The organism is Paraliomyxa miuraensis, from assembly GCF_026337845.1.
In the GTDB taxonomy this organism is placed as follows: domain Bacteria; phylum Myxococcota_A; class Polyangia; order Nannocystales; family Nannocystaceae; genus Paraliomyxa; species Paraliomyxa miuraensis.
Genome location: NZ_JAOVZF010000137.1, coordinates 30894 through 53880 on the forward strand (window position 1 = coordinate 30894; position 22987 = coordinate 53880).

Below are 22987 nucleotides of genomic sequence, written 5' to 3' on the forward strand. Positions count from 1 at the left end.
GGGCTAAATCAGTACTCGGCCTTGAGCTCGTCGAAGCGCTGCAGCACCTTGCCCACGTACTTGCCGTTGGGGAAGCGGGCCAGGTAGCGACGGCCGCGGGTCAGCGCCTCGGAGATGCGGCCGTCCTCGGTGGCTGACAGCCACAGGCGATACATCGCCAGCTCGGCGCTGGGGTGGTTGCGAGGCGCCCGGCTCAGGAACTCCTCGAAGGCCTTGTCGGCCGCGCGGTAGTCGAGCGCGTAGTCCATGCGGAGCATGCCCACCAGGAGGTAGCCCTCGACGGCGGCCGGCTCGTGGCCGTACTGCGAGATGAAGTCGCTCAGGCAGCGAGCGGCGCGGTAGCGGGTGCGCTGCGAGGCATAGAGGTTGCGACAGGCGTCGAGCGCCGCGTTGAGCTCCTTGCCGCGCGTGGCCTTGACGTCCTTCATCAGGTGCTCGATGAGGTCGCCCGTCTCGTCGTCGATGACGAGCTCGGCCGCTTGCTGCTCGTGAGCAGGCTCGACCGGGCTGGTGGCCCCCGGACGGCGACGAGTCACCGGAACCTCGAAGGTGGTGGGCTCGGCGGTGGGGGCGGGGATGTTGATCAGCGTGCGGTGGGTGGGGTCGTCCGAGAGACCCGGCACGTTCCAGCTGTTGGGGATGTGGCCGTCGGCCAGCGCCAACGCATCGGTGAAGTCGGCCGAGTCGCCGTCGACCTCGTTGGACAGCGGCAGCGCGGCCGCGACCTCGGTGAGGCCCACGTTGCCATGGCTCGAGGTGGAGACCTCGTAGCGATCACCCGACTCGACCTCGGCGCGCAGGCTATTGGTCTCGGGGTGCAGCACGTCGACCTGGCCGCGAAGCACGGACACGATGGTCTCCTGGTGCTCGTCGACCTCCACCGTGAACACGGTGCCGATCACCCGCACCACGGCCGACGGCGTGCGCACGTAGAGGATGGGATCGGAGGGGCGACGATCGTAGCGGACGGCCGCGATGCCGCGATGGACCTCGAGCTCGATCAGGCTCGGCGTGGCCTGGACCCACTCGATGTCGGAGCCCGGGGTGAAGTTGGCGACGATCTTGCCGACCATCCCCACCTGCAACGCGTCGTCGTCATGGACCCGAAAGCGGGTGCCCACGGGGAAGGTGTCGGTGTTGGCCGGAGGCTGGCCGGCCGTGCTGCCCGAGGTGGTGACGGCCGCGTTGCCGCCGAGCACTCGGCCGTAGCTCTGGGCCGGGTGGTCGATGCCACCGGCTGCTGCCGGATCGGTCGGGGCCACTTCGTTGGTGGCCACGGAGCTCGTCGAGGTGCCGGGGATCTCGTCGGGGGTGGAGGGGCTGAACAGCGCCAGGGTGAGCGCAGCCGCAGCACCGGCCATCGCGGTCACGCCGGCGCGCAGCGACCACTTGTGGTACCAGGGCTCGGGCAGCTCCTCGCGGGTACGACGGAGCGCGGCGTGGAACTCCTTCTCCTCGGCGATGCCGGTGGGCGGGGGCGGCACTACGGGGCCCTCGTACAGGGCGTAGAGCAGTCGATGCATCTTGCGGCAGTCACGACACTCCCGCAGGTGCGCGTTGTAGAAGCCACGCACGGCCGCCGTTGCTCGGTCACTCATGACCAGCTCCGCATCCTCTCGGCATTCGTGGCAGCTGTAGCGCTTCGTGTTCGTCTCGGCAGTCATGGTAGACCCCAGTCGGCTTCGTCAGGCGGCGGACACCAGCTCTCGGAGCTTCTTGCGGGCTCGAGTCAGACGGTCCCCTACCGTCGACACGGGCTTTCCGAGGATGTCGCTGATCTCCTGAAGAGTGAGTCCTTCGTAGTGATAGAGGACGAAGACCTCGCGAAGATCCGGCGCGAGGCGCTGCAGGATGCGGTGGGCTTCGTCACGGGCTTCCACGCGGCCGGTCTGCACGCCGGCCTCTCGACTGGTATTGAACCAGTTGAGGGCCGTCTTGACGCGATCTCGGCGGAATCGCTGGCGCAGGAGGTTGTGCGTGGTGTTGGCGGTGATGCGGTAGAGCCAGGTGCTCAGGGTCGAGTTGCCCTGGAACGTGGCGAGAGCATTGAAGGCGCGGGCGAACACGATCTGCGTGAGGTCGTCGATCTCGCAGTCGGGGCCGAGCAGTCGATAGAGGTGGGCACGGACCTGGCCCTGGTAGCTGCTGTAGAACTGACGCAACGCCCGGTGCTCACCGGTCTTGGCGCGCGACAGCAGCTCCCGCTCCTCTCGCGAGAGGAAGGTGCTCTCCTGCGACAGCTCGGGGCTCTCCGAGGAGCCCACGTGAGCGATCGCAATGTTCTCGGCACTCTGCATCAAGCCCGTCTCGCGCGGCGTCGTGTGCACCGTAGGACAACACTTTGGCCCGGATTTCCGGCCTGGGATCGAGTTAACCTCATTATCCGGCCCACGGGAACCTCGCCGAGGGGGCGAAGATCGGGCTCGCGAATGGCGCAGTCGCGGTGCAGGGGTGGTGAGCACATGTCCAGCACGTTCTGGAACACCGTATTCGAGGCGCACGAAGTGGGCTCGATGGCCGCCAAGTACGCGTGGCTGCGCCGGGTGGCGCTCGAGGCGGCAATGCGCAAGGACGCGCTGGGATATGCGGCGCAGCGTTGGCCGGGCTCGTTGCGCGAGCACCAGCGGGTCAGTCCGTCGCGCTATCGCCAGCGCGAGGCGTGGGCGCAGCAGGGTCTGGCCGAGCCCGACTGCGCCTATTCCGCATGGCTGACGCGTGGCCACGCGGCGATCTGCCTGTGGAGCGAGCTCCATCGGCGCACGGCCGAGGCGCTGGCATGGCGCTCCGGCGCCACGGGCGAGGGGGGACCGGCGGCATTCCTGCGTGACCTCACACAACGCGATCCCCGTCTTCGAGCCGCATGGCCGGAGGAGTCGGCGGTGCTCGCCCTGGGAATCGGCTCGGTGGGCGCGGGCCTGGCCGAGGCCTGCCTCGCCCTCCGAGCGGGCTGGGACCGGCCGCGACTGCGCGCATGCTTGTTGGGGCTGCCCTCGACCTGACCACTCGAGGGGCCGGTGGTCTTGCGCCGTCGTGGCCGCCGGCGGCATGGTGAACGCGGTGACGAACACCTCGCTGCGCATCATCGCCGCAATCGTGCTGGCGCTGACCCTCGCGGCGGGCTTGTACCTCTCGGGCAAGGCGCGGCGGGACGCGGAGCAGCGCATCACCGATCTACGTGCGGGAGTGGAGCGCAGCCGGGCCGTCGCAGCCGAGGCGCCCCCGTCGCCAGAGCTCGATCCCAGGCGCTTCGAGCAGCTCTTGCAAGAGGACCTCGAGCGCTTTGGGCTCACGCCGATCACCGCGCAGGATCTCGCGCTTCCCAACGCGTACTTCGATGAGCTGCGCGAGCCCATCACGCTGGGAGCGGGTCGCACGTGGGACTCGCCGCACGTACGCATCAAGGTGAGGCTCGACAAGGTCGCCTATATGCAGCGTGGCGCTCGTGTGAGCTCGGTGCACGCCATCGCACGGGTCGAGAACGTGTCCAAGCGTCCCATCGCGTACTCGGTGGTGATGCGAGGGGCGGCGGGCAAGTGCGAGGTGCGAGGGGCTCGCGAGCACAACGCGATCTCGCTCGCGCCCGGCGAGTCCGCCGAGATCGTGGTGTGTGCCGGGCGCGACGACGTGCGCGTCGAGAAGGTCGAGGTGCTCGAGGTGACCGAGCTCGGGTACTGGTACCTCAGCCAGCTGTCGCCGCTCGCGCTCGGTCGCGACGCAACCACCGCCGCTGCTCACGAGCCGCAGGTGCCCGTGTCCGGGTGCGTCGATCTCGATGCGAAGACGATCGCGGCCTATCTACAGGCGGGCACGGCCACGTGGGCCGACGTGGTCGACTTCTACAGTCGCCACGATTGCCATCGTCTCCAGTTCTTCCCGGGGTACCGGCGGGCCGAGGAGCCCTTGCCCTCGTTGCCCGTGAGCCCCCCGGCGTAGGTCGCACTTCCGTGCCCGCTCGCGCCGGCGAGCCGGCCCGAAGCCGCCAGCGGCCGCGGCCAGGGGGCCGAATCCGGCCCGTAGCCCCACGCCGTTGGCGGCCGAGCGCCACGTGCTGGTGAGCCTTGAAATCCCTAGGTTTTTGGCTCTACCATGCCAACTCGCGAGCGTGGGGCTCGAGGTGAGGCGTGACGAAGTCGGAGCTCATCGAGGTCGTGGCCCAGGAGGCCAATCTCACCAAGGGACGCGCCGAGATGGTGATCAACACCATCTTCGAGGCCATGGTCGAGGCATTGCAGCGCGGAGAAGGCATCGAGATCCGTGGCTTCGGCAGCTTCACCGTCCGTCAGTACAAGTCCTACGAGGGTCGCAACCCGCGAACGGGTGATGCGGTCCACGTGGCGCCCAAGCGTCTGCCGTTCTTCAAGGTGGGCAAGGATCTCCGGCTGCGGGTCAATGGCCAGCGGCCGGCCCCGCCACCTCGGCGGCCCGAGTCGAGCAAGCCGGCTGCCACGAGCAGCGTCAGCAGCCCCAAGCCGAGCGTGGTGCCCGATCCGGGGATGACCGAGGATGTGATCTAGTTTGGCCCCCCGCGGCCGGCTTGGAGCAGGCGGTGCAGCGAGGTTGCCCCCCAGAGGGGGGCATTGGGGTGGCGTTTCGGGGCGTTCTACTCTGCTCGGCTTGCGGCCGGCTTGGAGCAGGCGGTGCAGCGAGGTTGCCCCCCAGAGGGGGGCATCGGGGTGGCGTTTCGGGGCGTTCTACTCTGCTCGGCTTGGAGCAGGCGGTGCAGCGAGGTTGCCCCCCAGAGGGGGGCATTGGGGTGGCGTTTCGCTCTGCTCTGCTCGGCTCGCGGTTGGTTTGGAGCAGGCGGTGCAGTCCCCGGTGCAGCGAAATCCGTGGGTGATGCGCGAGGGCTGAAATCTGCGACATGATCGCACCTTCGGGCACCGCGATCTTCGTCTCCATCGTGCCGTAGGGCGAGTGAACGTCGTCCTCCCGGCTGGCTGGGTCATGAAATCCATTGCCACGAGCACCACGACGCGAGACAACCAGGAGGCGCACGATATCGCCCGCAGGTTCAGCGGTCGCTCTTCACGAGCTGCAAAGGCCACGGCTCGAGGAGGTAGGCGAGCGTTGGCGGGCAGGGGCAAACACGCGGGGGAACGGATGCTTCGGCCCGAAATAGAACGAGATCGAGCAGACCGGCACAGCGAAGGCGCGGATGCGGGCTCCCGGCGGACGACGGTGCCGCGTGTCCCGCAACCGGAGCCGAGTGGATTCCCGGATGCACCCGAGGTGTGGGCGCTCCTCTCCGATCGCACCCCCGCCCGGGTGACCGAGCTGGCCGAGTGGGGCGTGCGACTGGTCATCCCGCTCGAAGCACGACTGTCGGTGGCTCAGACCACGTCGTTCGAGCTCCACGATCGCCGGCGAACCCTGGCCTCGTGCGCCGCCCGAGTCGTGGGCTTGGTCCGCTACGAGCTGAGCCAGGATCTGCTGCTGTGGGTGCTCGACGACGCGGTTCGGTGGCGCGAGCTCGTCAGCCGCCTCGGCCCTCTCACGTTCCCCTCCGCGCCCTACCTGGGCGCCCCCGACGTCCGTCTGCCGAAGGATCGGATCGACCGCCGCTTGCGTTCGCTCGTCGCCGATCGCTCGCGCGTGCAGGTGCGCTCGCGGGCCAGCGAAGGCTCCGGACTGTCGATCCCGGGTCGGCTCGACCCCGAGCGCGGCGTGCTGCTCGAGTGGGACCCGCAGTGGTCCGAGCTCCAGCCCCCGTACGAGATCATGGTGGAAGGACCCTTCTCCACCCTCGAGTTCGAGGAGCAGTCGCTGCGCTGGACCCGACCCCAGCCCGAGAAGGTCACGCTGACCCGCCGCCGCGAGACGCGACGCGTGTCGGCTCCGTCGGGCGCTCGCGTGCTGCTGCACGGCGTGGCCGAGCAGCCGCTCGAGCTCGCGATGATCGACGTCTCGTTCGGAGGAATCGGAGCCCGCGTCAGCAAGGACGACGAGCTGCTCGCGCCGGGAATGTCGATCCAGGACGTCATCGTCACCTGGAGGGGTGGGCCGCAGCTGCGCTTCGTGGGAGAGATTCGCCATCGCTCACCATCGCGGGATCGCAGCAGCGACATGATCGGGCTGCGGCTGACCCCGAGCTCCGAAGCGCTCCGGGAGCGCTGGGCCCGTGAGGTGGAGAGCATGCTCTATCCCACCACGCGCAGCTACGGCCACAACTACCAGTCGATCTGGGACCTGTTCGAAGCCTCGGGGTACTTCGACCTCTCCGGCAATCGACGCGAGGCCCTCGACTTCTTGCTGCTGCGCGACGCGTTCGAGGCCTCCTACCGCAAGCTCGCCGCCGCGCCCGAGCTGGGGTGCCTGGTCTCCTGCGAGAGCCCCACGCGGGTGGAAGCGGCCCTGGCCGCGGTACGGGCGTGGAGCCGGAGCTGGTTCGGCTTCCACATGGCGCGCAACGCCAACCGACCTCACCTGGTCAACTCCGACAGCTCTCCGCTCAAGGACATCCACCTCCATGCCTACGAGCGCGCCGGGGGCAATCCCGACATCGACTGGCTGGTGGGCTACGTGCGCAACGACGCCGGCTTCAGCGGTGCGCTTCGTGACTTCATGCTCACGATCCCGAACGGATGCGGCGTGCCGTTCGAGGTGTGGAAGCTGAGCGTCTACGTCCGTGACGACGTGCACGCGCCCGGGGTGAGCGAGGCGACGCCCGAGCAGGTGGACGATGTCCTGCGCCGGCTCGAGGGCAAGCGTCCGTGGCAGTACCTCGAGGCGCACGACCTCGTGCCCGCGACGTATGATCAGCGGCATCTACGAGAGGAGTGGGCCTTCTACGGACTGATGAAGGAACGCACCATGCTCGTCGCGGTCGAGGATGGCCAGGTGGTGGCGGCCGCCGTGCTCGACGCGGTCGATGATGGCCTGCACCTCTACGGCTTGCTCGATACCATCCGCCTCTACGGGCTCGATCCTCGCGGTCGTGAGCACTACGCGTCGCTCCTGCTCGCTGCCCACGAGTGGTTCTTCTCGATGGGCAAGAGCAGCTTCGTGTGCTTCGAGGAAGAAGATCTGCCGGAGATCATGCATTCGGTGGGCGCGGTGAGCCTCGGCGCCGGCATGGTGGCTCTGCTGCCTCGCACCGCAATCCCGGAGATGCTGGAGCGGATCAGCGAGCTGGCGGCTCCCAAGTAGGAGGGCCGCATGCGCGATACCACGAGCTCCGTGCGGTATCTGCGCTGAGCATGATGCATGACGACGGATGCGTTCCGTCGCCCAACTCACCGTGCTACCATGCGCGCTATTCGCGATGGAGTACGCGTCTCCTCGGTTTGCCTGCAAGGTCGTCGACGACGTCGTCATCGCGGTTCACACGAAGGAGAACCCCACGGACGAGGACTGGGATCGCTACGGGGACGTCGCCAACGGGGTCATGAACGTTCACGGCTCGGTGAAGATGCTGGTCTACAGCATCGGCGGTGGCCCCAACTCCTTGCAGAGGAACAAGGCCAACGAGGCATTCCGAGATCGACCCCAGCAGGTCGCCGTGATGCTCAACTCCGCGATGACCCGCGGCATCGTCACGGCTCTGAGCTGGTTCAACCCCGCAATCAAGGCGTTCAACCTCGAGCAGCTCGAGGAAGCGTGCACGTATCTCGGGGTGCCTCGAGGGCAGCTCGATCCCGTCCGCGAGGCCCTCGAGGTGCTCAAGACCCGACTCGGCATCTGAAGTCGGTCGACCGTCAGCCCTCGGGGAGCAACAAGGACGACAGCAGCGGGCGCGAGGCATGGGGCCGCATGCCGTCCTCGGGCAGCTTGGGGCGGCCCAGACGGAACACGACCTCGGGACGACGGCGCGTCCTCAGCCGACCGCGCAGCGCCATGTTGGGGGCCTCGACCTCGGTGATCGCTGCGTGCATGGAGGCCACCAAGCCGTGGCGCAACGAGCACAGCGCGATGCCCTCATAGGCTCGCCCCGCGGCGATGCGGTGGACGAGGTCGTCGCGCTCGACCGTGATGACGCCGACGGCCGACGCAGAGCGCATCCCGATGTTGGCCGTCTTGGCCATCCCCGCCACCTCGTCGGGAAGCAGCGTGGCCTCTCCGCGCAGGCCTCGACTGAAGTGGCGGGCCGCCTCGTCCGAGAGCCCGAACTCCCAGCCTCGCATGCCCACCGCAGAGGGATCGTCGTTGGCGAGCGTCCATTGTCCGAGCTCGCGCGCAAACCCGGCTCGGTTGAACACGGTGCTGTCGGCGAGCTCCTGGAACTTGCCCAGGAACAGCAGCGTGGGAGCATCGGTGAGCAGGTGGAGCTCGAGCCCTCCGAGCTCCCGCGCGATGGCACGGAGTTCCTCGGCGACCTCCGACCCAAGCGCGACCGCCTCGTCGAACCTCGCACGGACCATCTTGCGTCGCTTCATCAGCGCCAGCAGGTCCGCGCCAGCGCCCGCTCTTCGGGGGGGCGCTTCGCTCCCCCTCGAGAAGCGCATGGAGACCAGGGGCACGAGCGTCGGCTCCCCGTCGCGAGCGGGGTGCGTGTGCTCGAGCGGGGTGTCGAGGACCTCGAGCTCGACGGCCAATCCATAGTGATGGGCCGCGTGCTCGATGTTGGCGACCACGCACCCCACGCTGATGGTCGCTTGGCGACCGCAGGAATCGGACTCGGGCAGCACCGCGCGACGATCCAGCCACACCCGCAGCTCGGACCTGCGCTCGATCGGCTCGAAGCGTTGCGGCACCGTGTTGTGGGAGGTGGGGGCGAGCAGACCAAACGCGGCCAGATAGGCCAGCTGAGCGCCCGAGAGCCCCTCGTGGCCCCCGAGCGCCCGAAATGCCGGCTCGGGGAGGATCTTCACCCGCCACGCCTGCCACGCCTGGCCGGGCGGAACGTCGGCCTCGCCCTCGGACTCGTAGAAGCCATCGACGTCGATCACTCGAGCCTCCGATGCCCTGCTAGCCGAGCGTGGACGTGCGGTGCCCGAGATCGTAGATGACTCGATTGCCGGGCGGTAGCGAGTGCCCCAGCACGTGGAGCGCGAGCTCCTTGCCTCCGATCGCACCCGAGGCCATGGCGGTGGCACCCGACTGCGGGAGGCTCCCCGTGGGCTGCTCGGTGACGCCGGCGAACCAGTCGTCGAACTCCGGGCCCAGCGAGTCGTGACCGCAGAGCGCCGTCACGACGCGGGGGAAGTGGCTGCGTCCGTTCTTCTTCACGTTGGCCACGGCCGCGGCGAGCTCTTCGTCGGACGCTCCGTGACCGATCGCCGCGCTCGCATCGGTCCGGAACGGATTCCACAGGACGTGCGCACGATGTCCGAAGTCGCTCAGCATCAGCACGTCGATCCCGTGGCGCCGCGCGGCCTCTCGGAGCGAGATCTTGAGATCGATGTCGTCGGTCTCCTCGACCAGCACGTCGAGCCGCGGCTCGTCGCCTCCATCGCCGAGCAGGAAGCGCTCGACGTTCTCGTCCGTGAGACCCTCCTCGTACACGAATGCCTCCATGTATGGATCGACCAGGCTCGCCTCGTAGGCGATGTAGGCCGCCTTCGACATCCGGGGGACATCGTAGGAATTGCGGGGATCGAAGCGCGCGGCTCGGCTCAGCGCGAGGTGGCGCAGCGACATCCGCTCTCCGCGATTGAAGTTGGTGAGCTCCACCCAGTCTGGATCGGCGATCTTGACCCGGCTCGGCCTGGCCTCTCTGAGCCATCCCTCCAGCACGTTGCCGCCCACGCTCGCACCGGCGAAGCCAATGACGGCGTGCTCGAGCCGGGCGCGAATCTCGGCCCACGAGAGCTTGCCCTCGGGGTCCTGGATCAGCTTGCTGTTGCTCGTGATCAAGCCGAGCCGGTGCCACTGCACCGGGGCCACGAGGTAGAGGAATCGATCGCGAGGATCGAAGACATAGGTCCCGTAGTCCGGCTCGACCCCGCCGCTGGCCATCGTCTCGGCGCACAGGGCCTCGTACTCGGCGTAGGCCTCGTCGTAGAGCTCGCGCAGGGTCTTGCCGCCGGGGAGGAGCGGGGAGTTGGCCAGGCGGGACAGCGACTTGTTCAGATCGTCGAACGTCGCGCGGATGCACGGAATCTGGGCGCTCGGGGCAATCTCGAGCTCTCCGGTCGAGTCATGGCGCAGGATCGCCGTTGCATCCTCGCGGTAGCGTATCGCACCGGAGCGATGGGCCTGCGCGGCATCCAGCAGCAGCGGCCGCAGCCCCACCCCAGGGACGGCCCAGGCCCACGCACTCTCGTCGTTGGACACCGCTCGGATTATCGACGACGCGCATTGGACCCGCAAGGGTGGACCCGATGGCTCGCCTAGCTCGGGTCGAGGATCAGGCGGCCGACTCGGGTGTCGATGCGGGCGCGCTGTCCAGCGGGCAGGGTGGTGCAGTCGCGGCAGCCGATGAGGGCGCTCAGGCCCAGCTCGCGTGCCATCAGGGCGGCGTGGCTGAGCGGGCCTCCGTGCTCGCAGCACACGGCGCGTATGCCCAGGCGCTCGAGGGCGACGGCGGCGGGGGCAGTGAGGGAGGGCAGGACCACGATGGCGTCGGGACCGGGAGGCTCGGCCAGGAGTGCGGCGAGGTCGGGGCGTGGCGCGAGCACTCCGGTGAACGAGGGACCCAGCGGGATTCCGCGAAGACGAGCGCGGCGACCAAAGGACACGGGGCGCCCGTCGTGGATCCGCAAGGGGGGGCGTAGTGCGGCCCGGCGCTCGTGCTGGGCGCGACGAGCCGCGACGAGCGAGCGCAGGTCGGGGGGTGAGCCCGTGGGGGTGGTGAGGGCCGTCGCGAGCTCGGGCGCCTCGAGCATGAAGGCGTCGTCCTCGGGCAGGCCCAGGCCGCGCGCGGCGGCGAGGTGCCACGCCCGCAAGGGCGCCAGGCCCAGCGCGAACAGGTGATCGTCGTGCTCTCCGAGCAGGATGGTGGCCGTGGCTTCGTCCGGCGGCTCGCTCACGGGCTCGGCCCTCGGGTCCGAAGGGTCGATGTGCGCGCCGAGCTCGGCGAGGCTCTTGCTGGCGAGGTCCCAGGTGGCCGGGAGCACGTCGAGGAAGCCTTCGCGGCCGCGGGTGGACAGCGGGCGCCGTGGGTCGGCGACGATCGTGGGACCGAGGGCGCGGCGGGCCAGCGTGCGGGCGGGGATCAGCACGCCGACATAGGTGTCGATCATGGCGAGGAACGCCTGCTGGGCCACGGGCAAGACTCCCGCGACGGCGTGGGGATCGTGGGTGGACAGCGCGCGTTCGACCGCGTGCAGCCGCGCGCGAGCCCGCGGAAGCGTGTGCTCCTGCAGCTCGGTGAGCACGGCTCGGGCCGACGGGCGCTCGGAGGGGCTCGACGAGGGCTTGGCGTGATCCCCACCGAGGTCGCGCGGCAAGGTACGGACGTAGAGCCACCCGGCCAGCACCGTGGGATCGCCGGCCCTGGGTCGCTGGGTGCGTAGCCAGCCCATCAGCCATGCATGGGCTGGCGAAAGCGGCACCGGGTTGTGCTCGGCATCGAGGGTGAGCACGCCGTGGAGCTCGTCGGCTTGGCCCTCGGCCACGAGCGCGGCATGGAACTCGGACCAGCCGGGGTGCAGCGGGGCGACCAGGGGGCGAGCCTGGACCAGGTGTGCGCGAGCGTGGGGGTCGATCACCACCTCGAGATCGTGACCATGGGGCGTGGAGGGCAGCACGTCGATCGCACGCGCCACGAGGGCACGGACGGCATCGCACGCGGGGTCGTCCCAGGCGTCGAGCAGGCCGGCGAATTCCGGAGTGCGGCCCTGGGCGAGCGCCTCCCCGTCGGCGGTGTGGACCTCGACCTCGACCGAGCCTCCGGGATCGACCGCGAGGACCAGCAGCGCCCGACGAGGAACCTGCTGCTGGACGATCGCGCGGTCGAGGACATGGTCGCCGCGGCCGGACGTGGTGGTGGGGGTGCGATAGGCGACGAGCCACGGGTCCTGTCGCTGCGTCGCGAGGTCGGCGAGGGCGGTGGCGATGGAATCGAGGTCGGTGCACCCGAGCCACGAGCGGCCCAGCCCGGCGGCGCTGCTCTCGAGCTCGTCCTCGCCGTGCAGGGCGCTTCGAACGACGACGGGGCCGCGCCGGAGCAGCGCGCGTACGTGGGCGAGGATCGCTGGATCGTCGAGCGCGGTGGCTTCGGGTGAAACCACCACACCCGGAGGGACGGGCAAGCCGGCCCGCGCCAGCGCGACCAGGCGGCGGGCCTTGGCGGGAAGCCGGGCGTCGCCGGTCGCGGGGCAGGTGTCGTCCCAGCCACGCCAGGGCCTTTGGTCATCGCCGCTTTCGCGGTCGAGCCCATCCTCGATCATGAGCCCGAGCATAGGAGCGCTCGCGCGGCTGCGGTAGCCTGCGGGCTCGTGTCGCCCTTCGACGATCACCTGCCGTGTCCGGCGCTGCGCCGCTGGCTGGTGCCCGGGTGGGAGGGCGCGAGGGCGGCCGTGTGGTCGGCGCCGCCGCAGTCGCGCTGGAGGCCCTCGCGAGGGCTCCTGCGCTTGCTCGCACGGGCCGATGTTGCTGCGCTGGACGATGCTGCGCTGCCCGCCTCGCTCGACGTGCTGGTGGTGCTGTCGCCGTTGCCCGAGCCCGGAGTCGAGCTGCCCGAGGCGGGGTGGAGTGCCTTGCGCCCGGGAGGGACGCTGATCGAGCTCGCTTCGGCCCGGCGTCGAGGTGCTGGCGATCTGCTGCGCCCCTGGGTGCGTGCGCGCCGGCTGCGGGAAGCGACGGCGCAGCGGGTTCGACGGTGGCTCGAGCGCGGTGCATTCGCGCCCGAGCAGTGGGTGACGGTGGAGCCCGCCGACGTGGTCGTCACGATCGTGCGGCGGGCGGTGGGCTGAGGTCTCGCGATCACGCCGAGCGGCGGGGCAGCCAGGCGTAGGCGTCGGCCAGGCGCTCGCGCGCCTGCTCGGTGATCGGCTCCCCATGCCCCACGACGATCCGGTCGAACGGCAGCTCGAGCACCCGGTCGAGGCACTCGCGGGTGGCCCGGCGGTCGTGGAATCCGGTCCAGCGGATCATGCGGCTGAGCGCCACGCGGTCGTGAAAGCCCATCATCTTGGTGTAGAGCTTGGTCCACCCGTGCTCGGGACGGCCGATGTCATGGACCAGGTCGGCGAGCACCAGCGTGCGCGACGGTCGGTGGAGGAGGACGTGCTCCTCGAGTCGAAAGCCGCGAATGTGGAACTCGTCGAGCACGCCCTCGAAGGCCGGCTCGGGGGGTCCGGGGAGGGCCCGGTCGAGTCGCAGGTCGCGACGCTTCTTGGCGAGGCCCGCGGGGCCGTGGAGCCGTGCGCGAGGGAACGCGGCGGCCCACTCGCCGATCCGCAGGTGGTGGAAGGTGTTGGGCGCATAGAGGTGCGCCACCGTCCCGAGCGCCTCCACGGCGGCACGACGCTCGGGAGTCATCGCGACGGGCGAATGCAGCAGCAGGCTCCCGTCGCCGAGGCGGAGCACGGTCATGTTCGAGGTGAGCCGCAGGCCGAGGAAGCGCACGGGCGCCGTCCCGAGCCACACGCCCTCGGTCACCGGGGTGAGCGCGTCGTCGTTCATGGGCTCTCGTGTCCGTTCGCGGCGGTCATGCGCATGCGAGCGCGGCCCGCCAGGCCTTGCGCAGCGCATCCATCTTCGCGGGATCCCCGGCCGGCGTGAACTGCCGGTCTCGCTGCCACGCTCGCCGAAGCGCCGTGGTGTCGGGCCACAGCCCCACGCCCAAGCCCGCCAGCGAGATCGCCCCCAGCGCGGTGGACTCTAGCATGGTGGGCCGGTCGAGCGGGATCCCGAGCAGATCGGACTGCATCTGCATCAGCAGGTCGTTGGCGGCCGCGCCTCCGTCGACGCGCAGCAGCTCGAGCGGTGCGCCGAGATCGGCCGCCATCGCCTCGAGCAGGTCGGCGATCTGCAGCGCGATGCCCTCGAGCGCGGCGCGAGCGAGGTGTCCCCGCCCGGTGCCTCGGGTGATCCCGCGGATGAGTCCGCGTGCATCGGGTCGCCAGTGCGGCGCGCCCAGCCCCGCGTGGGCCGGCACCAGCACCACGCCGTCGCTGTCGTCCACGCTGCGCGCCAGCGCCTCCACGTCGGAGGCGCGAGCGATGAGGCCGAGCTGGTCGCGCAGCCACTGCACCACCGCGCCGGCCATGAACGACGAGCCCTCGAGGCAGTAGGTGGTCACGTCGCCGAGCTGCCAGCCCACGGTGGTCAGCAGGCCGTGCTCGGAGGGCACCGCTCGCGTACCGGTGTTGAGCAGCGCGAACGCCCCGGTGCCATAGGTGCACTTGGCCTGACCGACCTCGAAGCAGGCCTGGCCGAACAGCGCCGACTGCTGATCGCCCGCGATCCCGCAGATCGGGATCCCGTCGGGGAGCCCGGGCACGCCGCGAGTGCGGCCGAACTCGCCCGCGCAGGGACGGACCTCCGGCAGCAGCGCCCTGGGCACCCGCATGCGCTCGCACATCTCGTCGCTCCAGCCACCGCCGCAAAGCGGCCACAACAGCGTGCGCGAGGCGTTGCTGGGCTCGGTGGCATGCACCGCTCCGCCCGTGAGGCGCCACAGCAGATAGGTGTCGATGGTGCCGGCCGCGAGCTGCCCCGCTTCGGCCCTGGCGCGAGCGCCGTCGACGTGGTCGAGCACCCACGCGATCTTGGTGGCCGAGAAGTAGGGATCGAGCACCAGCCCCGTCAGCTCGCGCACCCGAGCCTGGTGCCCGGCGGCCTCGAGCTGGGCGCACGTGTCGGCGGTGCGACGGTCCTGCCACACCAGCGCGCGATGCAGCGGCTGGCTGGTCTTGCGATCCCACAAGAGGCTCGTCTCGCGTTGGTTGGTGATCCCGATGGCGGCGATGCGCTCCACCGGCGCATCGACGCGCCCGAGCACGTCGACGATGGAGTGCAGCACCGAGGCCCACAGCTCCTCGGGATCGTGCTCGACCCAGCCGGGGCGGGGAAAGTGCTGGGGGAACTCGTGGTTGGCCTTGGCCAGCACGCGGAGCTCGGTGTCGACCAGCAGGCAGGTGCTGCCCGTGGTGCCTTGATCGATGGCGAGGATGAGGTCGGCGCTCATGAGGACGTCTCGGGGTTGGTCTCGTTGGTCGTCGGCGGGGGAACGGGGCGCCCCAGCACGGAGAGGCAGAAGCCCACGATCTCGTCACGGGCGCGCTCCCGGTCGAGGTCGTGCGCGATGATGTGGAACGAACGCGGCAGGATGATCTTGTGCACCGTGCGACTGCCCACGCGCTGGGCCACGCGATCGGCCAGCTCGACGGGCGCGCGATGGTCGTGCTGACCGTGCAGCAGCAACAGCGGTGGGCGCACGTAGGGCAGGAGATCGGTGACCTCGTCTTGCAGCGCGACCAGCTCGGCGAGCGAGGGGAACGGAAAGCCGCGCAGGCTGGGGCTCTGGCGAAACACCCGCTCGACCCGCACGTCGGGGCCCTCGGAGGGCAGCATGCCCACGATGCGCCCGAGCCCCGGGGTGGTGCGAAGCCGGGCCAGGGCATTGATCCCGATGCGCTGCCAGCTCGGGACCTCGAGGGGAACGGAGATCGCGATGAGACCCGTGATCTCCGAGCCGCGCAGGGCCCCCAGGCGCAGCGCCAGCAGCGAGCCCAGCGAGAATCCCAGCACCACCACGCGGCGACGACCCTCGGCGTGCAGCTCGTCGAACGCGGCCTCGGCCGAGGCGTACCAGTCGCGCCACGACGTGGTCTCGAGCGTGGCGAGATCGGTGTGACCGGCCAGCAGCGGGGCACGAACGGCAAAGCCGCGGGCGGACAGGGCGTCGGCGAACGGCGCGACGTCGTAGGGCGTGCCGGTCAGCCCGTGCAGCAGCAGCACCGCATGCGCCCCGTCGCCGTGGTGGATCGGGCGCGGGTCGGCCAGTGCCGATGAAGGATCGGCCGAGCCGGTGGAGGAGGGGGCGGACATCGCGGGGAGGCGAGGCGAGCTTAGATCAGGTGGTGCAGGGGCGGCACCCTGCGGAGGGAGCGAGGGCGTGGTACTCCTACGGAGCAACGTTTTTCGCGAAGAGGCCGGCCGATGCTGCTGCAATTCACCGTCGAGAACGTACTGTCGTTTCGGGACGAGACGGTGCTCAGCCTGCTGGCCGTTCCCGGGGTGGAGCACGCGCCGGGGCAGGTGATCGAGGTGCCGGGGATCGGGCCGGTGCTGCGGGTGGTGGCGCTCTACGGGGCGAATGCGTCGGGGAAGTCGAATTTGGTGAAGGCGCTGCAGATGGCGGCGGCGCTCGTGTTGGTGGGCACTCTTCCAGGAAGACCAATTCGGGTCTCGCCGTTCAAGCTGGCTCCCGACGCATGGCGCCAGCCTTCGCGGTTCGAGTTCGAGATATGGGCTGACGGTTTCCGCTGGTCGTATGGCTTTGCTTGCACGGCGGCTCGAGTCGAGGCTGAGTGGCTCTACCGTGATGCCGGGGATGGAGAGAACAACGTCTTTCTGCGCTCGACCGGAGACGGCGACGACGTCTCGGTCGAGATCGGAGACGCGCTACGATTCGATGTCGATCGCCGTCAGTTCTGGAAGTTCGTAGCGGAGGGAACGCGACCGGAACAGCTGTTCTTGGCCGAGGCGAGCCAGCGTAACGTGAAGGAGTTGGCTCCGCTGCTGAGGTTCTTTTGGGGGCTTTGGGGGTTTGTTCTCACGGCCCCGAATGTCTTCGCGAAACGGGATGATGTCACCTCGTTCGCGGCCGAATTGCTTCGAGGAGCAGGAGCAGGGGTTGCGGGTCTCGAGGTGGTTCTTCCGAGGAACGAGGCTGAAGATCTCGATTCCGTGGAGTCCCTGGCGGGTCTGCACGCGCGCAGGACGGAGAATGCCAAGCCCAAGATACGATTTCTACACGAGACACGAGGTGTCACCGAGGACGTCTTCTTCGAGGAGGAAGAGGAGTCGGACGGCACACGTCGTCTCGTTGAGCTCGCGCCAAATTGGTTCTTGCTGGAGAAGACCGACGCGACCATCGTGATCGACGAACTCGATCGAAGCTTGCACTCTCTGCTGTCTCGCAATCTACTGGAACGCTTCCTGGCTTCTGATTCGGCAAGCTCTGGTCAGCTCATCTTCACCACGCACGACACCAACCTCCTCGATCTCGAGTTGCTCCCGCAGGACTCGATTCGGTTCGTCGAGAAGGATCTGGGTGGAGGCTCCTCGATCTACTCGCTCGCCGAGTTCAAGGCGGAGCAACTCGAGCAGCTCGGCAACAAGATCGAGAGCGGGTACCTCCTTGGCCGTTTCGGAGGTACCCCGTTCCTCCGCAACCCACGCATTGCGGCCACGACCAAGAAGAACGCGTCGTGAGCCCTTCCCACATTCGGCGGCGGGGCTTGCTGCCGCCCGCCAACGAGCGCTTTCGGGACATGGGGGTATTCCTGGTCGCGAGCGAGGATACTTTTGCCGTCGAGCAGTACTTCGATGCGCTGAGGGCCAATGGCGTCTTCGACACCCGCAGAGTCGTGGTGAGGGTGCTGAGCACGGATGACTCTCGTCGATCCGATCCCACCTCGGTCCGCTTGCGCCTCGCCGAGGTCGAGCGGGCGCTCGACGAGAGGGTCGACGCCGACGAGCGGTGGCTCTGCCTCGACGTCGATCACTGGGCCACGGGCCGCCATGCCCCCAACCTCGCCCGAGCCTGCAAGGAAGCCCTCGACGCTGGCTATCAGCTCGCCATCAGCAACCCGGCCTTCGAGGTCTGGCTCCTGCTGCACTTCTCCGACGAGCCCAAGCCAACCCAGGCCGAGTGCGAGGCCGCGATTCGCTCCATCATCGGCTCCTACAACAAGGCCCGCCTCCAGCCCGAGATCTATACCCGTGAGGCCGTCGACCTCGCGATCGCCCGTGCCCGCGCCCTCGACACCAACCGCACCCAGCGCTGGCCGCAAGAGTCCGGCAGCCACGTCTACCGCTTGGTCGAGCGTCTCCCGCGCCGCGTCTGAGTCTCGCCCTCGTCCTTCGACCGCCGTCGCTGCCGCGCGGCCGGATCCTGGCGATAGAACCCCCGCAGCACCTCGTACAGCTCGGGGTGCTTCCTCTTCATGGTCGCCCCTTGCTCGAAGAACTGCTCGGTCGCCACCGCGAAGAACTCGGCGGGGCTCTTGCCGGCATACGCGTCGAGGAAGGTCCTGCGCCCGCGCGCTTGCTGGGCGTGCAGCTCGTTCCAGTGCCGCTCGAACACCTCCACCCAGCGCGCATAGGTCTCGTCGTCGGCCAGCGGCGGCACGCCGTCGGCCGCTCCGCCGAGCATGTCGAGCTTGTGGGCGAACTCGTGGAACACCACGTTGTGCCCGTCGCGAGCATCGGCGCCGCCGCGCCGCACGGCGTCCCATGCCAGGATGAGCGGCCCGCGTGAGAACGCCTGCCCCAGCACGGGCATGGCCGCGGGCGGCGGAGCGGTGAGCACGGCCCCGAAGCCCTGGGACGGCGGCGGGGCCACCACCGTGCTCGGATACACCAGGATGCTCTCCACCTGCCGATAGAGGTCGTGGTGGAGATCGAGGATGAGCACGCACGCCTGCCCGGCGACGGTCACCTTGATCTCATCGGTCATCTCAAGCCCGCCCAGGCCCTCCCAGTGCTTCTCGGCCACGAACACCTGCACCAGCTGGCACAGGTGCGCCTGCTCCTCCTCGTCGAGCTCGCCAAAGCACCCGAGGTTGCGCTCGAGGATCTCCCGCCAGCCCTCGGGAAGGGGCTCGGCCAGGATCCGCTCGCGTCGTCGCCGCCGCAGCCAGTCGAAGAACATCCCGAGAGCGTCGCACCCCGGACGGAGGTCGGCCAGCCTCGGTCATCGACGGCAAGGCCCTGGTACCATCCTCTCGTGGTGCGTCCTCCCGTCGTGGTGCGTCCTCCCGCCGAGCATCCCTCGCCCGATTCCGCTCCGCCGGATCCCGCACCGGACCTCGAGCTCGACGTCGTACCCCCCGCCTTCTCCCGCGTCCTGGTCGTCGACGACGAGGAGCCCATGCGCCACATGCTCGAGCTGCTCTTGCGTCGCGAGGGCTACGAGGTGGTCACGGCCGAGTCGGGCGAAACGGCCGTGCAGCGGCTGCAGGACGATGCCACGCCCGAGCTCGACGTGGTCCTCACCGACGTGCGCATGCCGGGGATGGGGGGCCTTGGGCTGGTGGAGTGGGCGGCGGCCCATCGCCCCGAGCTGACCGTGATCGTGATGAGCGCCTTCGGCAGCGTGGCCCTGGCCGTCGATGCCATGCACCGCGGGGCCTACGACTACATCAGCAAGCCGTTCAAGCAGGACGAGGTGGTGCTGGCGCTGCGCAAGGCGCAGGAGCGGCAGCGATTGCGCCGCGAGAACTCGGCGCTGCGGGCTCGGCTGCGCGAGCGGCTGGCCAAGACCGAGCGCCTGGGCGCGCTGCTCATCGGCTCCGCGGCGATGCGCGGGGTGGCGCGGATGGTGCGCAAGGTCGCCGGGTACAAGACCACGGTGCTCCTGCTGGGCGAGTCGGGGGTGGGCAAGGAGCTGGCCTCCCGTGCCCTGCACGACGAGAGCCCGCGCAGCGCCGGGCCGTTCGTGGCGGTCAACTGCGGCGCCATCCCCGAGACGCTGCTGGAGTCGGAGCTGTTCGGTCACAAGAAGGGGGCGTTCACCGATGCCACCGCCGACAAGCGCGGGCTGTTCGAGGAGGCCCACGGCGGCACCCTGTTCCTCGACGAGATCGGAGAGCTGCCGCCACCGCTGCAGGTCAAGCTGCTGCGCGCGCTGCAGGAGGGCGAAATCCGGCGCGTGGGCGACAACCACTCGATCGCGGTGGACGTGCGGGTGGTGGCCGCGACCTCCCGCGAGCTCCGCCAGATGGTCGAGGACGGTGAGTTTCGGCAGGACCTCTATTACCGGCTGGCCGTGATGCCGATCGAGCTGCCCCCGCTGCGAGAGCGCAAGGACGACATCCCCCCGCTGGTCGAGCACTTCGTGTCCGCCACCAACGCGCGCCTCGGCACCCACGTCGAGGGGGTGGGCCGCAGTGCGATCGCGTCGTTGCTGGCCTACGACTGGCCCGGCAACGTGCGTGAGCTGGAGAACACCATCGAGCATGCCGCCGTGATGTCGGAGGGCCCGTGGATCGGACCCGAGGCGCTGCCCGAGCGCGTTCGAGCCCGTCGTGACGTCGGCGACGACGACGCGTGGTTTCAGCTGCGCTTTCCCAAGGACGACCTGTCGGTCAAGCGAGCCCAGCGAGCGGTCGAGCGTGACTTCATCCTGCGGGCGCTCGAGCAGACCTCGGGCAATCGCACCCACGCGGCCAAGCTGCTCGACCTCAGCCACCGCGCGCTGCTCTACAAGATCAAGGAATTCGGGTTCTAGTCGAGAAATGTCGGCGGCCTGGGCCGCCGCCAGACGCCGCTCCCGGAAGAGTGACGCCGACCTCACGAGGCCCGCACGCGGCGCCGGGCCCCGGGGCCGTCCCCGCCGGATCCCGAGTTGCGGGGCTAGCGCGGTGGAATTCCCTCAATTTTTGGGCTGGGTGGGGGTGCTCGTGAAATGCTTGTCCGGACTTCCGAGGCTGGACCTTGGCGTGGTGTGCGACGGTGACGCTTTGCCCAACAAACTCAAGGACTTGTCCCTCTCCACCCCGGGTGGGGAGCCTCTCGGTCGGTCATTTGGATCACTTCAATGACCTATCAATTCCCTATCACTATCACTCACTTACATATCTCTGACGCGCAATCTTCGCGTTGACGGACTCTCGATCGGCGTCGACAATGACCGTGCTTCGTACGCATGGACCCGGAAGGCAACCACGGAGGCAAGGCCTCTGCGAGTGGAGAGGCTGCGGCTGCGGTCGAGAGCATCTCGGCCGTGGTCGAGGACGTCTCGGCACCGCCGCGGGTCTCGACGCGGCCCGAGGCCGCGGGCTCGGGCGAGTCGGCCCCTCCCGTGGCCAGTCCAGCGGAGGGCGGACGGAAGTCGCGTCGTACGCGTCCGAAGGCGGGGTCTCACCCCAACAACGTCCGCAAGCTGCGACAGACCGCGATGATGAGCAAGGCCGAGCTTGCTCGGCGGGCCGGCGTCAGCCCGCTGACGATCGATCGCGTCGAGGCGGGTTGCCCGTGCCGCATGGACACCAAGCGCAAGATCCTCGAAGCGCTGGGCCTGCAGCCGTCGGCCGCCAAGGACGTGTTCCCCGATCTCGATCTGCCCTGACCCCCGCGCGGGTCCTCTCGCTTCGTCTCGATACCGAGCGGGCGAGCCACGGGGCCAGGAGGGAGTCCTAGGCCATGGCCAAGCAGTGCATCGGCCTCGACATCGGGTCGAGCGCCATCAAGCTCGTGCAGCTCAAGATCGGGCGGCGAGGCGTCGCGCTGATGAATTTCGGGATCGAGCCGATCCCACCGCAGGCGATCGTGGACGGCGTCATCATGAACCACAGCGCCGTGGTGGACGCCATTCGCAACCTCACCCGGCGGATCCACCTGCGCGGCAAGGGCACGGCGATCGCCGTTTCGGGCAACGCGGTGATCATCAAGCGGCTCTCCATCCCGGCCATGGAGGGGCCGGCCCTCGAGGAGCAGATGGAGTGGGAGGTTCGGCAGAACATCCCGTTCTCCCGCGAGGACGTGGTGGTGGACCACGAGGTGCTGGTGCAGCAGACGCCGCAGGGCCAGATGGAGGTCCTGCTGGTCGCCGCCAAGCGCGAGGTGGTCCAGCAGTACAACCAGGCCGTGCGCGACGCGGGGCTTCAGCCGCTGGTGGTCGATACGGCCGCGTTCGCGCTGCAGAACGCGGTCGAGGGCGGCATCGGCTACGCGCCCGGTGAGGCGGTCGCCATCATCAACGTGGGCGCTTCGTACTCCACGCTGTCCATCGTCAACAACGGGATGCCCTCGTTCAACCGCGAGATTTCGGCGGGGGGCAACACCTATACCTCGGCGATCCAGCAGCGGCTCGCGGTGAGCATCGACGGCGCCGAGGCATACAAGGTGGGAGGCGCGATTGCGGCCGCCGGGGCGGGGGCCGACGTGGTGCCGCAGGAAGTGCACCGCATCCTGGCCCAGGTCAGCGAGCAGGTCGCCGAGCAGTTCCAGCGCTCGCTCGATTTCTACATCAACGATGCGGTCGACACGCAGCTGTCCCGCATCTACCTCGCGGGGGGGTCGTCGCTGGTGCCGCAGCTGCCCAAGGCGATCCAGGATCGCTCCCGCATTCCGGTCGAGATCCTGGACCCCTTCGTGCGCGTCGAGGTGGACGCGCGGCGCTTCGACGTGGACTACCTGCGGGCCAACGCCCCGGTGGCATCGATCGCCTTCGGCCTGTCCCTGCGCCGACCGGGAGACTCGACATGATTCGCATCAACCTCCTACCCACCAAGAAGAAGGCGGCCCGGGCCCTGGCCGCGGCCAAGGGGGGGTCCGCGCGCGCTGGTGTCGGCCAGTGGTGGGTGATGGGCTGGCTCATCGGCTGGCTGCTCCTGGGCGGGGCGGGGTGGTGGTTGCTCCTGATGGAGGAGGAGGCCACGGCCGAGGTCCGCCAGCAGGCGGCGCAGAAGACCGCCGAAGCGGAGAAGATCAGCCAAGACATCGACGAGGAGGGCCTCGAGGCCAGCAAGCAAGAGCTGGCGATGCAGGAGGCCATCAAGGACAAGCTCGAGTCCAAGCGGCGCACGCCGGTGTACGTGATGTACGAGCTGGCGATGATCCTCACCGACGCACGGGAGGGCGGCGGCCCCGACATCGACAAGGAGAAGCTGCGCCAGCTGACCAAGACCGATGCGCAGGCCGAGCCCAACCCGCTGTGGGATCCCACGGGGCTGTGGCTGACCAAGGTCGAGGAGAAGGGGGGGCTGCTCGTGATCGAGGGCGGGGCTCGCGACGCGACCGACCTGTCGGAGTTCACCCGGCGGCTGCGCGCCAGCGCGCGCTTCGGGCGGGTGTCGCACCCCAACTTCGAGCGCGTGGACGCCAAGGGCAAGGACGAGCCGCACCTGACCTGGAAGCTCGATGTCGAGGTCAAGCAGTGGGACTAGTCATCGAGCGTGGTGATGGGGTCGGCCCGGAGGAGGTGAGGACG

General features: G+C 69.2%; 21 protein-coding genes. 12 read left to right on the forward strand and 9 right to left on the reverse strand.

The window, feature by feature from the left end; translation table 11 throughout:
• Nucleotides 1-8: 8 nt before the first annotated feature.
• Together OEB96_RS06520 and OEB96_RS06525 are read right to left on the reverse strand one after the other, a co-directional pair.
• On the reverse strand, nucleotides 9-1598 hold the full coding sequence (locus OEB96_RS06520; RefSeq protein ID WP_266214580.1) for a FecR domain-containing protein: 1590 nt from the start codon (nucleotides 1596-1598) through the stop codon (nucleotides 9-11).
• 87 nt (nucleotides 1599-1685) lie between these two features.
• Complete coding sequence (locus OEB96_RS06525; protein WP_266214581.1) at nucleotides 1686-2297, reverse strand: RNA polymerase sigma factor; 612 nt, start codon at nucleotides 2295-2297, stop codon at nucleotides 1686-1688.
• Between the two features lie 165 nt (nucleotides 2298-2462).
• Here OEB96_RS06525 and OEB96_RS06530 point away from each other — a divergent pair, with 165 nt between their 5' ends.
• The 5 genes from OEB96_RS06530 (at nucleotide 2463) to OEB96_RS06550 (ending at nucleotide 7681) form a co-directional block, all read left to right on the forward strand.
• Nucleotides 2463-2999: a hypothetical protein gene (locus OEB96_RS06530; RefSeq protein WP_266214582.1), complete on the forward strand. Its 537-nt coding sequence runs from the start codon at nucleotides 2463-2465 to the stop codon at nucleotides 2997-2999.
• Nucleotides 3000-3057: 58 nt separating this feature from the next.
• A complete protein-coding gene (locus OEB96_RS06535) occupies nucleotides 3058-3933 on the forward strand; it encodes a hypothetical protein (RefSeq protein WP_266214583.1) in 876 nt (291 codons plus the stop codon).
• Nucleotides 3934-4121: 188 nt separating this feature from the next.
• Nucleotides 4122-4514 (forward strand): HU family DNA-binding protein, encoded by a 393-nt coding sequence (locus OEB96_RS06540; protein ID WP_266214584.1) that lies wholly within the window; start codon nucleotides 4122-4124, stop codon nucleotides 4512-4514.
• Between the two features lie 715 nt (nucleotides 4515-5229).
• On the forward strand, nucleotides 5230-7146 hold the full coding sequence (locus OEB96_RS06545) for a PilZ domain-containing protein (RefSeq protein WP_266214585.1): 1917 nt from the start codon (nucleotides 5230-5232) through the stop codon (nucleotides 7144-7146).
• A 115-nt stretch (nucleotides 7147-7261) separates the two neighbouring features.
• Complete coding sequence (locus OEB96_RS06550) at nucleotides 7262-7681, forward strand: SpoIIAA family protein (protein ID WP_266214586.1); 420 nt, start codon at nucleotides 7262-7264, stop codon at nucleotides 7679-7681.
• 13 nt (nucleotides 7682-7694) lie between these two features.
• Here the strand turns inward: OEB96_RS06550 and OEB96_RS06555 are convergent, their stop codons facing one another.
• From OEB96_RS06555 to OEB96_RS06565, 3 genes are read right to left on the reverse strand one after another with little or no spacing between them, the layout of a single operon-like run.
• Nucleotides 7695-8885: a nitroreductase family protein gene (locus OEB96_RS06555; protein WP_266214587.1), complete on the reverse strand. Its 1191-nt coding sequence runs from the start codon at nucleotides 8883-8885 to the stop codon at nucleotides 7695-7697.
• Nucleotides 8886-8904: 19 nt separating this feature from the next.
• On the reverse strand, nucleotides 8905-10212 hold the full coding sequence (locus OEB96_RS06560) for a nitroreductase family protein (RefSeq protein WP_266214588.1): 1308 nt from the start codon (nucleotides 10210-10212) through the stop codon (nucleotides 8905-8907).
• 56 nt (nucleotides 10213-10268) lie between these two features.
• Nucleotides 10269-12269, reverse strand: coding sequence for a PEP-utilizing enzyme (locus OEB96_RS06565; protein ID WP_266214589.1), 2001 nt, complete (start codon nucleotides 12267-12269; stop codon nucleotides 10269-10271).
• A 48-nt stretch (nucleotides 12270-12317) separates the two neighbouring features.
• On the opposite strand from OEB96_RS06565, the gene OEB96_RS06570 reads away from it, so the two are divergent.
• Nucleotides 12318-12794 carry a hypothetical protein gene (locus tag OEB96_RS06570; protein WP_266214590.1) on the forward strand — a complete coding sequence of 159 codons (477 nt, stop codon included), beginning with the start codon at nucleotides 12318-12320 and terminating at the stop codon, nucleotides 12792-12794.
• A 10-nt stretch (nucleotides 12795-12804) separates the two neighbouring features.
• Here the strand turns inward: OEB96_RS06570 and OEB96_RS06575 are convergent, their stop codons facing one another.
• The 3 genes from OEB96_RS06575 to OEB96_RS06585 are packed head-to-tail and all read right to left on the reverse strand — an operon-like array spanning nucleotide 12805 to nucleotide 15876.
• A complete protein-coding gene (locus tag OEB96_RS06575) occupies nucleotides 12805-13506 on the reverse strand; it encodes a DUF4336 domain-containing protein (protein WP_266214591.1) in 702 nt (233 codons plus the stop codon).
• 25 nt (nucleotides 13507-13531) lie between these two features.
• Complete coding sequence (glpK, locus tag OEB96_RS06580) at nucleotides 13532-15013, reverse strand: glycerol kinase GlpK (RefSeq protein ID WP_266214592.1); 1482 nt, start codon at nucleotides 15011-15013, stop codon at nucleotides 13532-13534.
• Entirely contained in the window at nucleotides 15010-15876 is an 867-nt protein-coding gene (locus tag OEB96_RS06585; RefSeq protein ID WP_266214593.1) for an alpha/beta hydrolase, read from the reverse strand. Before OEB96_RS06585 ends, glpK begins: the two co-directional genes overlap by 4 nt.
• A gap of 111 nt (nucleotides 15877-15987) precedes the next feature.
• Between OEB96_RS06585 and OEB96_RS06590 the strand changes: the two genes are divergently transcribed.
• Together OEB96_RS06590 and OEB96_RS06595 are read left to right on the forward strand one after the other, a co-directional pair.
• Nucleotides 15988-17265, forward strand: coding sequence for an AAA family ATPase (locus OEB96_RS06590; protein WP_266214594.1), 1278 nt, complete (start codon nucleotides 15988-15990; stop codon nucleotides 17263-17265).
• Nucleotides 17262-17900: an RloB family protein gene (locus OEB96_RS06595; RefSeq protein WP_266214595.1), complete on the forward strand. Its 639-nt coding sequence runs from the start codon at nucleotides 17262-17264 to the stop codon at nucleotides 17898-17900. The genes OEB96_RS06590 and OEB96_RS06595 overlap by 4 nt, the downstream gene beginning before the upstream one ends.
• On the opposite strand, the gene OEB96_RS06600 is transcribed toward OEB96_RS06595, so the two are convergent.
• Nucleotides 17864-18706 (reverse strand): M90 family metallopeptidase, encoded by an 843-nt coding sequence (locus tag OEB96_RS06600; protein WP_266214596.1) that lies wholly within the window; start codon nucleotides 18704-18706, stop codon nucleotides 17864-17866. The two genes, OEB96_RS06595 and OEB96_RS06600, sit on opposite strands and share 37 nt — an antisense overlap.
• A 78-nt stretch (nucleotides 18707-18784) precedes the next feature.
• Here OEB96_RS06600 and OEB96_RS06605 point away from each other — a divergent pair, with 78 nt between their 5' ends.
• From OEB96_RS06605 to OEB96_RS06620, 4 genes are all read left to right on the forward strand, one after another.
• Nucleotides 18785-20284, forward strand: a complete 1500-nt coding sequence (locus OEB96_RS06605) for a sigma-54-dependent transcriptional regulator (protein ID WP_323137346.1) — start codon at nucleotides 18785-18787, stop codon at nucleotides 20282-20284.
• Nucleotides 20285-20701: 417 nt separating this feature from the next.
• Entirely contained in the window at nucleotides 20702-21124 is a 423-nt protein-coding gene (locus OEB96_RS06610; protein WP_266214597.1) for a helix-turn-helix transcriptional regulator, read from the forward strand.
• 74 nt (nucleotides 21125-21198) lie between these two features.
• The gene (gene pilM, locus OEB96_RS06615; protein ID WP_266214598.1) at nucleotides 21199-22263 is read left to right on the forward strand and encodes a type IV pilus assembly protein PilM; all 1065 of its coding nucleotides are present in this window, start codon (nucleotides 21199-21201) and stop codon (nucleotides 22261-22263) included.
• Nucleotides 22260-22943, forward strand: a complete 684-nt coding sequence (locus tag OEB96_RS06620; protein ID WP_266214599.1) for a PilN domain-containing protein — start codon at nucleotides 22260-22262, stop codon at nucleotides 22941-22943. The genes pilM and OEB96_RS06620 overlap by 4 nt, the downstream gene beginning before the upstream one ends.
• Nucleotides 22944-22987 lie beyond the last annotated feature (44 nt).

Excerpts from the sequence above, each read along its gene's own strand:
- OEB96_RS06610 (WP_266214597.1), top strand. The coding sequence starts at position 20,702 with ATGGACCCGGAAGGCAACCACGGAGGCAAGGCCTCTGCGAGTGGAGAG.
- OEB96_RS06550 (WP_266214586.1), top strand. The coding sequence starts at position 7,262 with ATGGAGTACGCGTCTCCTCGGTTTGCCTGCAAGGTCGTCGACGACGTC.
- OEB96_RS06575 (WP_266214591.1), bottom strand. The coding sequence starts at position 13,506 with ATGAACGACGACGCGCTCACCCCGGTGACCGAGGGCGTGTGGCTCGGG.
- OEB96_RS06620 (WP_266214599.1), top strand. The coding sequence starts at position 22,260 with ATGATTCGCATCAACCTCCTACCCACCAAGAAGAAGGCGGCCCGGGCC.
- pilM (WP_266214598.1), top strand. The coding sequence starts at position 21,199 with ATGGCCAAGCAGTGCATCGGCCTCGACATCGGGTCGAGCGCCATCAAG.
- OEB96_RS06525 (WP_266214581.1), bottom strand. The coding sequence starts at position 2,297 with ATGCAGAGTGCCGAGAACATTGCGATCGCTCACGTGGGCTCCTCGGAG.
- OEB96_RS06520 (WP_266214580.1), bottom strand. The coding sequence starts at position 1,598 with ATGAGTGACCGAGCAACGGCGGCCGTGCGTGGCTTCTACAACGCGCAC.
- OEB96_RS06585 (WP_266214593.1), bottom strand. The coding sequence starts at position 15,876 with ATGTCCGCCCCCTCCTCCACCGGCTCGGCCGATCCTTCATCGGCACTG.
- OEB96_RS06530 (WP_266214582.1), top strand. The coding sequence starts at position 2,463 with ATGTCCAGCACGTTCTGGAACACCGTATTCGAGGCGCACGAAGTGGGC.
- OEB96_RS06600 (WP_266214596.1), bottom strand. The coding sequence starts at position 18,706 with ATGTTCTTCGACTGGCTGCGGCGGCGACGACGCGAGCGGATCCTGGCC.
- OEB96_RS06590 (WP_266214594.1), top strand. The coding sequence starts at position 15,988 with ATGCTGCTGCAATTCACCGTCGAGAACGTACTGTCGTTTCGGGACGAG.
- OEB96_RS06565 (WP_266214589.1), bottom strand. The coding sequence starts at position 12,269 with ATGATCGAGGATGGGCTCGACCGCGAAAGCGGCGATGACCAAAGGCCC.
- glpK (WP_266214592.1), bottom strand. The coding sequence starts at position 15,013 with ATGAGCGCCGACCTCATCCTCGCCATCGATCAAGGCACCACGGGCAGC.